The organism is Frankia sp. AiPs1 (assembly GCF_023716945.1).
GTDB lineage: Bacteria > Actinomycetota > Actinomycetes > Frankiales > Frankiaceae > Frankia.
In genome coordinates this window covers 1-11,189 of sequence record NZ_JAMQQF010000173.1, presented here as the reverse complement: position 1 = coordinate 11,189, position 11,189 = coordinate 1, and the positions used below count along the sequence as shown (strand labels likewise).

Annotated in this window: 7 protein-coding genes; 2 read left to right on the top strand and 5 right to left on the bottom strand. The window is 73.7% G+C overall.

Annotated elements, in window-relative coordinates; genetic code table 11:
• Positions 1–130: 130 nt before the first annotated feature.
• Positions 131–784, top strand: coding sequence for a GGDEF domain-containing protein (locus ND748_RS16250; protein WP_251746648.1), 654 nt, complete (start codon positions 131–133; stop codon positions 782–784).
• Between the two features lie 22 nt (positions 785–806).
• Here the strand turns inward: ND748_RS16250 and ND748_RS16245 are convergent, their stop codons facing one another.
• The 5 genes from ND748_RS16245 to ND748_RS16215 all read right to left on the bottom strand — a co-directional run bounded on the left by ND748_RS16245 (position 807) and on the right by ND748_RS16215 (position 10,247).
• Positions 807–1,637, bottom strand: coding sequence for a bifunctional 5,10-methylenetetrahydrofolate dehydrogenase/5,10-methenyltetrahydrofolate cyclohydrolase (locus ND748_RS16245; RefSeq protein ID WP_251746651.1), 831 nt, complete (start codon positions 1,635–1,637; stop codon positions 807–809).
• Positions 1,638–2,039: 402 nt separating this feature from the next.
• A complete protein-coding gene (locus ND748_RS16240) occupies positions 2,040–2,639 on the bottom strand; it encodes a TetR/AcrR family transcriptional regulator C-terminal domain-containing protein (protein ID WP_251746650.1) in 600 nt (199 codons plus the stop codon).
• Between the two features lie 259 nt (positions 2,640–2,898).
• Positions 2,899–8,655 (bottom strand): pentapeptide repeat-containing protein, encoded by a 5,757-nt coding sequence (locus ND748_RS34090; RefSeq protein ID WP_308205647.1) that lies wholly within the window; start codon positions 8,653–8,655, stop codon positions 2,899–2,901.
• 240 nt (positions 8,656–8,895) lie between these two features.
• Entirely contained in the window at positions 8,896–9,039 is a 144-nt protein-coding gene (locus ND748_RS16220; RefSeq protein WP_251746647.1) for a hypothetical protein, read from the bottom strand.
• Positions 9,040–9,689: 650 nt separating this feature from the next.
• Positions 9,690–10,247, bottom strand: coding sequence for a pyridoxamine 5'-phosphate oxidase family protein (locus ND748_RS16215; RefSeq protein ID WP_251746646.1), 558 nt, complete (start codon positions 10,245–10,247; stop codon positions 9,690–9,692).
• Between the two features lie 63 nt (positions 10,248–10,310).
• On the opposite strand from ND748_RS16215, the gene ND748_RS16210 reads away from it, so the two are divergent.
• Positions 10,311–11,189: YafY family protein (locus ND748_RS16210; RefSeq protein WP_251746645.1), on the top strand; the 879-nt coding region annotated here is incomplete at its 3' end.

Here is an 11,189-nt window from a genome sequence, read left to right as displayed (position 1 = left end):
GCAGGCGCGGGCATGAGGCAGGACGGGGTGCAGCCCCCCGCCGCTCCCGCACCGTCCGGCCCCGCGGCGCCGCGGGGGCGGCGCGGGGCCGGCCCCCGCGCGGCCGCCGCGGCGCGCTCGCCGCGAGCTGGTGCCGGCGCGGGCCGCCGAGATCTGTTCGTCGATCGTGGTGGCGGTGCTGTGGGCGGCGAGCCCGTTCCTCATGCTGGCCGTGACCCCGCCGGTACTGCTGCTGCAGCGCAGCCTGTTGCACGCCGACCTGTTGCTCGCCGCCCGCTCGGATGGGAAGACGCGGCTCGCCAATGCCGCCTACTGGCACCAGGTCGCCGAGCGTGAGATCGGCCGGTCCGCCCGCACCGGCCGGTCGCTGTCGGTGCTGCTCGTCGACATCGACCACTTCAAACGGGTCAACGACCGCTTCGGCCACCTCACCGGGGACGTCATCCTGCTCGCCGTCGCGGACACGTTGCGGGCCACGGTCCGGCCGCGAGACCTCGTCGGCCGCTTCGGCGGCGAGGAGTTCGTCATCCTGCTCACCGAGGCGGGCCGGGAGCATGCCCTCGACATGGCCGAGCGGATCCGCAGCCAGGTCGCCGGTACCCGCTGCCGGCTCGACGGGCGACCCCCACTGTCGGTCACCGTGTCCGTGGGCGTCGCGACCCAGGACGGGTCGTCCGGCGACCTGTCCGCGCTCCTCGCCCGCGCCGACACCGCCCTGTACCGGGCGAAGGCCGACGGCCGCAACCGGGTCCGCCTCGCTGACCCGCTGTGTGCCCCGGCCTAGCTGTGTGCCCCGGCGCGGGGCGTCAGTCGGCGCGGGCGGCTCGGATCGTGTTGCGCAGCAGCAGCATGGTGGTCACCGGGCCGACTCCACCCGGCACGGGGGTGAGGGCACCGGCGACCGAGGCGATGGCCGCGGCGTCCACGTCGCCGACCTGGCCGGCGGCGGTGACCGCGGTGCCGATGTCGACGACCGTCGCCCCCGGCCGGACGAACCCGGCACCGACAAGACCTGGCACCCCCGTCGCGGACACGATGATGTCGGCCTCGTGCGCGATCGTCACCAGGTCCTTCGTGTGGGAATGGCAGACGGTGACGGTCGCGTCCTCCGCGAGCAGCAGCAGCGAGACCGGCTTGCCGACGACCGGCCCACGGCCGATGACGCACACCCGGGCGCCGGCCATCGGGATGCGGGCGCGGGTCAGGATCTCCACCACCGCGGCGGCGGTCGCCGGGGCGAAGCCCGGCAGCCCCAGGGCGAGCCGACCCAGGCTCTCCGGGTTCATCCCGTCCACGTCCTTGGCGACGGGGATGCGTTCGCCGACCTCGCGGGAGCTCAGCTCCGCCGGCAGCGGCGTCTGCACGATGATCCCGTCGACCAGCGGATCGGCGGCCAGCGCGTCGACCGTGTCGAGCAGCGCCGCCGCCCCGGTGGTGGCCTCGTGCGGCTCGCAGCGGACCCCGACCTTGCCGGCGGTCCGTTCGATGATGTGGGTGTAGGAGCGGGCGGCCGGATCCGTGTTCGGCAGGACCACGGCCAGCGTCGGCGTCTTGCCGGCAAGCATCAGCCGCTCCGCCTCGTCGATCACGTACCGGCCGATCTCGGCGGCCATGGACCGCCCGTCGAGCAACCTCATCCGGTGCTCCGATCTTGTCATCTTCGTTCGTCGGCGTCGTCAGGCCGGCCCGCGGCACCGGTCGCTCGACCCGCCGCCAACGCCGGTGGGCGCCCGTCGGCGGGGCCGGCGACGTCCAGCCGTCCGCGGTCACCCACGGGTGGCGCCGCGGCGGCCCACCGTGAAGTTCTGGGCTTCTCGCGCGGGCGGCTGGGGGCCACGGGCTCGCTCGTACCGTAGCAAGGCCGCGTCGGGCCGTAACCGTCCCGGGGTACCCGGCACGGGGTAGGCCGCCCGTGCCCGGGACGTCCCGCCGCCGGCCTCGGGCCCGCTCCCGCGGCGGATGACGACTATCGGCAGATGACGACTGTCGGATGACCGCTGTCGGATGACCGCTGTCGGGGGACGGCTGTCGGGAGACGGCTACCGGGGTAGGTCGCGCAGGATCAGGTCGAGTCCGGCGAGGAACTGTGCCTCGTTGTCCTCCCGCAGGTGCGGGGCGATGTCGGACAGGTCCGGGTGCAGCTCGGCCGGCGGGCGCACCTGCGCCACCGGCCCACCACGGGCACCTGCCCCCTCCTTCTCCACCGCGCGGGCGAGCTGGCGCGCCTCCGACAGGGTGTGGCCGAGGGTGTAGAACAGCAGCGTCTGGTAGACGTTGGCCGCGTCCGCCGGGTCCATGCCGGCGCGGTGGAGCTGGGCGACGGCGTGGTCGGAGCGTTCCCAGTAGGCGCCGACGCCCGGCGGGCGGCGCAGCACCAGCGGGGCCAACGTCGGGTGGGCCAGCAGCGAGCGGCGGAGCTGGCGGAAGTTCGCGCGGATGTCGGCGCGTGGGTCATCGGTCTGCGGCAGGTCCGCGACCCCGTCCCGGATGACGCTGTCGACGAGCGTGTCGAGCAGGGCGTTCTTGGTGGCGAAATGCCGATACATCGCCGTCGGGTCGCAGTCGAGGAACCCGCCGAGCGCCCGCATGCTGAACGCCCCGGCGCCGAGGGTGTCGACGACCTCCATTGCCGCCGCCATCAGCACCTCCCGCGACAACGTCCCCCGCGGCGTCCGCCGCGACCGTCGGGTGCGTTCCCGCCGGCCCGCGTCCGCATCGGCGGCATCGGCTGTGCTCGCGCGCTCGCCGTCCGGAGGCGATGCGTCCGCCGGGAAGGCCTCGGCCGCCTCGTCGGCGGCAGCATGGTCCATCGGACCCGATCTGTCGTCGGGGTCCGCTCCACTCGTTGCATCTTTCTCGGTGTCGTCGATGCCGTCATGATAATCAACGATGTTGACGTCATCCCGCGGCGCGCCCAGATTTCGGCAGAGGCAGAGGCAGAGGCAGAGGCAGCGGGGCGTCAGGCGGGAGCCGGTGGATGGCCGGGACATAGCGGTCAAGGTCGCCCGGTTCGAAGCGGACGTTCTTGATGACCCACCAGAATGCGCCGTCCGGTTCACCCACCAGTTTGTAGGCGTCGCCGGCGAGCAGGACGGCCCATCCCGCCGGCATGGGAATCAGGGACGCGATGACCTTCCCGGTAGCGGCATCCCACAGCCGGGCGGTGCGATCGGCGGCGGCGGTGGCCAGCAGGGTGCCGTCGGGGGAGAACGCCACTGAGCGGACCGGGCGGTCGTGGCCGGCCAGGGTGCGCAGGGCCTGGCCGGTGGCGACGTCCCACAGGCGGGCGGTGCGGTCGTCGGCGGCGGTGGCGAGCAGGGTGCCGTCGGGGGAGAACGCCACTGAGCGGACCGGGCGGTCGTGGCCGGCCAGGGTGCGCAGGGGGTGGCCGGTGGCGACGTCCCACAGGCGGGCGGTGCGGTCGTCGGCGGCGGTGGCCAGCATGGTCCCGTCGGGGGAGAACGCCACCGACCACACCCAGCCGTCGTGACCCGTGAGGGTGCGCAGGGGGCGGCCGGTGGCGATGTTCCACAGCTGGGCGGTGTGGTCGTCGGCGGCGGTGGCGAGCATGGTGCCGTCGGGGGAGAACGCCACCGAGCGGACCGGGCGGTCGTGGCCGGCCAGGGTGCGCATGGCCTGGCCGGTGGCGATGTTCCACAGTTGGGCTGTGCGATCGCCGGCGGCGGTGGCGAGCATGGTCCCGTCGGGGGAGAACGCCACCGAGCGGACCGGCGCCTCGTGGCGGGTGAGGGTGCGTAGCGCCTGGCCGGTGGCGGCGTCCCACAGGCGGGCGGTGTGGTCGTCGGCGGCGGTGGCCAGCAGGGAGCCGTCGGGGGAGAACGCCACCGAGCGGACCGACGCCTCGTGGCGGGTGAGGGTGCGTAACGCCTGGCCGGTGGCGGCGTCCCACAGGCGGGCGGTGCGGTCGTCGGCGGCGGTGGCCAGCATGGTCCCGTCGGGGGAGAACGCCACCGAGCGGACCGACGCCTCGTGGCGGGTGAGGGTGCGTAACGCCTGACCGGAGGCGATATCCCAGAGCACGACGTTGCCATCGTCGGCGGCGGTGGCGAGCATGGTCCCGTCGGGGGAGAACGCCACCGAGCGGACCGGGCGGTCGTGGCCGGCCAGGGTGCGCAAGGCCTGGCCGGTGGCGACCTCCCACAGCCGGGCGGTTCCGTCAGTGGCGCCGGTGGCCAGCAGGATGCCGTCGGGGGAGAACGCCACCGACCACACCCAGCTGTCGTGGCCGGCGAGGGTGCGCAGGGGGCGGCCGGTGGCGACGTCCCACAGGCGGGCGGTGCGGTCGTCGGCGGCGGTCGCCAGCATGGTCCCGTCGGGGGAGAACGCCACCGACCACACCGAGCCGTTGTGGCCGGCGAGGGTGCGCAGGGGTTGGCCGGTGGCGACGTCCCACAGCCGGGCGGTGCCGTCGGCGGCCGCGGTCGCCAGCATGGTCCCGTCGGGGGAGAACGCCACCGAGTTCTGGGGAGCGGCGGCGGGCGCCGTCACCGTGTCCGCCTCGTCCAGCCCGGGAATCGCGGCCGCGCCGAGTTCCGTCGCGCCCGCCGCGGACCCGAGTGATCCACCGAGGACGGCGGCCCGCGACCAGCGGCTGCCCGCCACCCTGGCGTCCGTCATCGTCACGGCGGTGAGGGTCGCGCCCGAGAGGTTCGCGCGCGACAGGTCCGCCCCGGCGAGGAGGGTGCTCGTCAGCCGGGCGCCGCGCAGGGAGGCGTCGGTGAGCACGAGGCCGCTCAACCGTCCGCCCTCGATCCGGGCGCCGTCGAACACGGCCCCGCCCGCGTCGACGCGATCGGACACCACGTCGACGAGCGTGGCGCCGGTGAGGTCCGCCCCCCTCAGGTCGGCGCCGGACAGCCGGGTACCACGCAGGGACGCCCCACCCAGGATCGCCGTCCTCAGATCGGCGTCGCGCAGGTCGGCGCCGTCGAGCCGGGCGTCGGTGAGGTTCGCCCCCTGCAGGTCGGCGCCGCGCAGGGCGCGTCCGGACAGATCGCGCCCGGACAGATCGATGCCCGCGAGCCGGGCGCCGTTACCGAGAAGCACGTCGAGGCGTCGCGCCACCAGGACGGCGTTCTCCCGGGCGATCGTGGGCGCGTCCGGGTCGCTCGCCGTGGACTCTGCCCAGGCGATCAGTCGGCTTCGGGAGGCCAGATCGACCAGGAAGTCGAGCATGAGACCGGACATTTCCTCGGCGGCGAGCAGGTCGGCGGCGGTCGCCGGGGCCTCGGCGCTGACGGCCTCGGCCGGGGACGCGCCGCGCCGCGACACCGTGCCCTCCTGGCCGGAGCCGGCGAGCCCGGCGGCGACCTCGACCGCGACGAGGTATTCGAGCACCGACCGGTGGATGAACGAGAAGCGGCCGTCGGGATCGCGGCGCAGCGCCGTACCGGAACCAAGCAGATGCGCGGTCTCGTCGACGCTGAGGCCGCGGGGCCGGCCCATCGCGCGCAGCACCTGTGCCGCGATCTCGGTGAGCCGGGCCAGATCGACGGCCGCCTCGCCGCCGCGCCACATCGCGACGGCCAGCTCGCGGACCGCAGTGCGGCGTTCGGCCAGGGTGAGCTCCGGAGACCGCTTCGTCTCGTACGTCAACCATTGATCGACCAGCTCGGCGTACAGCGCGGCGCGGGTCACGCGGCCGTCGCCGGTGCTCGCGGCCCGGTCCCGGACGGCGCGCAGCCGCTTGTCGTCGATCTCGACGATGAACGACAGCAGCCGGGGGTTACGGGCGAGCTCGAGCAGGTCGTCGACGTCGTTGATGAGCGCGAGGCGGGTGGCCGCCTGCCGGGTCGCCTCGGCGATGGTGATCTCGTCCGCTGGCCCGCCCGCGGTCAGCGCCCGGGTGAAGTGCCCGACCAGGTAACGCTTGATCTGCGCCGGGGTGAAGTCCGCCAGCCGGACGATGAAGCGTCCCAGGGTCCGCTCGACCTTCTCACCGGTCCGTGTCAGCACCTCGTCGTCGTTGATGAAGAACTCGGCCCGGCTGGTCACGACGACCTTCGCTCGATTCGGCCCGGCCGCGCCGCCGGCGGCCGACCCGGTGCCGTCGAGGATCGCGAGCAGGCCGTCGAGGTAGGCGGTGGCGCGGGCGTAGGTGATCCGGGCGGCCAGCTCGTCGAAGCCGTCGAACAGCAGCACCACCCGGCCCTCGTGGACCATGTACCGGAACGCGTCCAGATCGGGTTGGCGCACCCCGGTATCGACCAGGTGCTGGGCGACGAGCCGGTCGAGGTCGAACGACTTCTCCAGCTTGCCGAGTTCGATCAGCATCGGGTCGACGTGCGGGAGGCGTTCGGGCACGGCCAGGGCGAGTTGGCGGGCGAGGAACGTCTTGCCATGGCCGAACGTGCCGAGCACCAGGATGAACCGCGCGTCGTCGGTGGCCAGCCAGTCCAGCACCATCTCGAGGGCGTCGCCGCCGACCGGCGCCCGGCTGCGGTCGATGCGGCGGATGTGCTGCGGGACGTAGGCGGGGGGCGGGTAGTCCGGGTCGCTGAGCAGCTCCTCTGTCTGGCGGGCCCGGTAGTCGCGCAGGTCGAACACGCCCTGGTACTCCGGCATGCTCAGCAGCCGGACGTCCCGGCCGCGGGCGAAGGCCACCAGTTCCGGCGACGCCGGGGCGTCACCGGTGTACACCAGATCCGTCCGCCGCAACGGGAACGCCAGGTAGGCCCGGGTCATCTCGGCCGCGAAGGACGCGACGGCGAGTTCGTCGACTCTGCCCTCGACCAGGCCGATCAGGCGCAGCTCCACGATGCGGCCCTCCGTCCGCCGCACCAGCAGATGCGTCGGCGTGTCCCCGGCGGTCTCGACCCGCTCGACGACGGCGTCCCGATCGCGCAGCCGCGCCACCTCTGCGAGCTCGTCGAGGGTGTCCCGCGGCCGGGCGAGTATCGCCGGTCGCCGCCGCGGCGAGTCGTCGACGTCGAAGGTGTCGTCCGGCTCGGCCTGTTCGGCCGCGGCTCGGACGAGGTTCCGAGCGGGCCAGGGGTCGGGACCGAAGGTCTCATGCGCCGACTCGAACGAGACCGCGACGCGGGCCGACAGCGCGTCCTCGGCGTCGAAACCGGCGGCGGTAGCCGGTGCGAGCACGCGTGACCTGCGATCGAATCCCGCCGCGTCGATGTCGATGACCTGGTAGCGGCCTGGTCCTGGTGGTCCTGGCGCCTGTGCCGCACCGCGGTCGGCGCTGCGCGGGTCCATCGGCTCGGGCCCGGCCGGGATCGCTGGCAGGCCGACCGGCAGCCGGCCGATGCGACCGTCACCGTGGCCGCCGTGCAGCAGCAGGTGTAACCGGGGGGCGAGGATCCGGTCCAGCTCCCCGCCATCGCGCAGGAAGGTCCCGGCCTCCGTGCCGGCGACGCTTGCCGGGCCGTGGTGCACCGCGCCGATCCGCAGCCAGCCCTTCCATCCGATCTGGTCCAACTCCTGCGCCACCGCGCCGAGCTGGCGCTCGCCGACCTCGCCGATGCGCACCCGGTGGGTCTGCGCCATCGTCGAGTTCAGCCCGGCGACGACGACCTTCAGCTCGCCGACGGCGACGACCGACCATTCACGCCCCAGCCGGAAGCGGGCCTGCGCCTCCCCTCCGTGCAGCCGGTGCAGGAAGTTGTCGAAGAACGCCCACTTCGGCCAGTGCGGTGGGACGGCCGCGCGCTTGTAGGCGCGTTCGTGGGCGACATACGCCTCGCAGAGCGCGGCGTTGACGTCGAGGTCGCCGGGCACGACGACGATCCGCTCCCGGGCGAGGCCCAGGCCGTCGGCGAGACCGGCCAGGAAGTCGTGGGCCCGATCGAACTCGTCCTCGGACGCCGTCCGGGTCAGGTCCCCGGTCACGACCATCAGGTCGGCGATCGCGGCGCGTCCGTCGACGCCCGACCGTTGCGCGCCGAGGCCGTGTAAGTCGTCGAGCATCGGCGTCAGCATCGACAGCACGTCGCCGCCGGTCTCGTCGGCGCCACCGAGGCGCAGGTCGGACAGGTGCAGCACCGAGATGGACCGCCGTCGCCGGCCGCCCGCCGCCGGCCGCGAGGCGAAACCCACCACTGCGGCGGCCGATCCGGACGACGCTGGTGGGGGGATTTCGACGGAGGCGCCGGGATACGGCGCGGGCAGTCCCCGAAGCCCAGCCGTGGAAGTCGGGGCCGGGGAGGGCGGACCCGGGAACGGGGGAGCGGTCGCCGGCTTCGCCCGACCCGTCACGGTGGCGTACATCCGCGCGGCCAGCGTCGCCGTGGCCGTGGGCTCGTCCAGGCCGACGAGATCGATGTAGCTGCGGCCGGCGAGCAGGCCCTCCGGTGTGCAGAGTCGTGCCCGCACCGGGACGACCACCTGTCCGGCGCCGAGCGGGTCGCGGCGGAAGCCGGACTGCCATTCCGCCCGTCCGTAGGGAGACTGTTCGAGGTACGCCTCCGAGAGGATGGGCACGATCCGTTCGGCCTGGGTCAGGCCGTCCTGCATGCACGTGACGAAGTCGGTGCCTGCGACGAAGTCCCAGGTCTGGAGAAAGACCTTGAACGGCTCACCCGGCGTGCGCTCCATCAGTTCAAGCTGCCAGGCGACCCAGACCGCCCAGTCTCTGTCGTCGCCGGTGTAGCTGATGAAAAAGTCGTGCTGCCATGCCCGTGGCACCCCGTCCGGCATTTATCGAGCATGCCATATTCGCATCGCCGCCGGCCGGCAATGGAAGGGATTCTCCTGCCGCTCGCGACAAGTCCGGCTTCGGCGCAGGTCACGGGTTTGCTTTGGCCCAGATTTCGTGGATGGCGGCGGAGCCGTTGCCGTAACGCTGGAGCGCACCGTGGAATAGTTGGGGCGCCAGCCTGCCAGGACGATCTCCTCGGCGGTCTCGTCGACGGTGGCCCGTCGCGGTCAACGCGGGGGGGCGATCTCCCCAGCCCGTGCCCGCGTACGTTCGGCGTCGACGGTGCGGATGCGCTCCGGGGTGACGCCGAGATCGATCAGCACGTCCCGGGCGAGGGACGGCCTGGTCGCGAGGGCGAGCAGGATGTCCACCCCGCCGACGTATTCGCCGTCCCCGGACTGCTCTGCCGGCCGGAATGCCTGCTTGATGATGCTGATGGTCGTCCGGTCCTTGACGGGGACGGTACCGCGCTTTCTCGGCGCATTCAGTTCCGTCGTGGAAGCGTTCTCCGTGTCGGTTCAGAGCCGATCGAAGGCCTCGGGATAGCTGAACCGGCCGTGCGGCGACGGGCCGCCCGCGGCAAGAGGCCGTACCTGGAAATGCGTGCCCCATGCGGGTCGACCAGCGGCTCGTCGAGGGCGTCGGCGGCGCCGAGCACTAGGTATTCGAGGACGGAGTATTCGAGGACGGACCGGTGCAGGAACGAGAAGCGGCCGTCGGGGTCGCGGCGCAGCGCCGTTCCGGAACCCGGCAGGTGGGCGGTCTCGTCGACGTTCAGGCCACGGGGGCGGCCCATCGTCGCGAGGGTGCCCGCCCGGTTCCGCGGAACCCATCACCGACACCGAGCGCCGCCGACCGACAGGCGGCAGCCCGGCACGCAGCGGCTCGGCACCGCGGCCCGCGACGCTCGTACCGGGAAACGTGGGGGCGCTGGTCGGCTTCATGCCACAGCCGGATTCGCGCCGGCTGAGGCGTCCGCGGGATTCTCCTGCCTCCGCGCCAGGGCTGGAATTACCGCAGGTCAGGCGTTTGCTTCGGCCCAGGTGTCGCGGATGTCGGCGGCGCTGTTGCCACGGCGTTGGACGCGTACGGCGGGATAGCCGGGGCGCCAGCTGGTCAGGACGATCTCCTCGGCGGCCTCGTCGACGGTGGTGCGGACGATTTCGGTGAGCTCGACGCGGAACAGGTCGAACGGCTCGGGGGGTGACACCTCGGCGGCGAAGTGGGCCAGGGCCGCCGGGTCGTCGACCCAGCGGGCGAGGCCGGCTATCCGGACGTCGCCGCCGGCCATGTCGGTGCCTGGGCCCGGGTTGGCGGACAGCGCGAAGCGGGGGTCGCGGCGCAGGTCGCGGGACTTGCGGGCGGCGGGCATGCTGCCGAGCCAGAGGTCGCCGGAGTGGAACGTGACCTCGATGCCGCTGGTGCGCGGGGAGCCGTCGGCGCGGATCGTCGCCAGGATGTGATGGCGGAACGCCTTGAACCGGGTACGGACGGTGCCGGCGAGGGTGGGGTGGGCGGACTCGAAGTCGCGCCAGGACGTCCTGGACGAGGTCGTGGACGGGGTCGTGGGTGTCGTCACCCGGCCATCCTGCGGCCTGAACCCTGCCACCTTCCGTCATGGTTTTCGGCCTAGCATCGCGGGGTGCGATCGAGCCGGCTGACCGCGTTGCTGCTGCATCTGCAGGCCGTGCGGCGGGCGACGGCGGGGCAGCTGGCCGCCGAGCTGGAGGTGTCCGTCCGCACGGTGCACCGCGACATCGCGGCGTTGCAGGACGCCGGGGTGCCGCTGTGGACCGAGCCGGGCCGGGCCGGCGGGGTGCGGCTGATGGACGGCTGGCGGACCAGCCTCGACGGGCTCACCGGCGACGAGGCGGCGGCGCTGCTGCTGATCGGCGCCGGGCCGGAGGTGCTCGGCGGGCTGGGGCTCGCCGGGATCGCCGCGGCCGCGCGCACGAAGGTCCTGGCGACGCTTCCACCGCGGCCCCGCGTCCAGGCGGGGCAGGTCCGCCAGCGGTTTCTTCTCGACGCGCCGGGATGGTTCCACCGCGAGGAGGCCGTGCCGCACCTGGCCACGCTCGCCGAGGCGGTGTGGGCCGGCCGACGCGTCGACCTGCGCTACGCCCGCCCCGTCGACCTGCGCTACACCCGCCCCGGCGATGACACGGCAGCCGCCGGTTCGACCGACCAGGGCGAGCGGGCGGTGGACGAGGAGGCGGAGCGAAGCGTGGCGCGCCGCGTCGATCCGCTCGGGCTGGTCTGCAAGGCGGGCACCTGGTACCTGGCGGGCCGCCACCGGGGCGACCTCCGCAGCTACCGGGTCGGGCGGATTTCCGCGGCCACCCTGCGGGCGGAGACGTTCGATCGGCCGGACGACTTCGACCTCGCCGCCTGGTGGCGGGCGGGTAGCGACGAGTTCGCCCGTTCCCTGCTGCGCTGGTCGTGCCGGCTGCGGCTGTCCCCGGCGGCGTTGCGCGGCCTGCGGCACGCCGTCGACCCGTTCGCCGCCCGTGCCGCCCTCGCC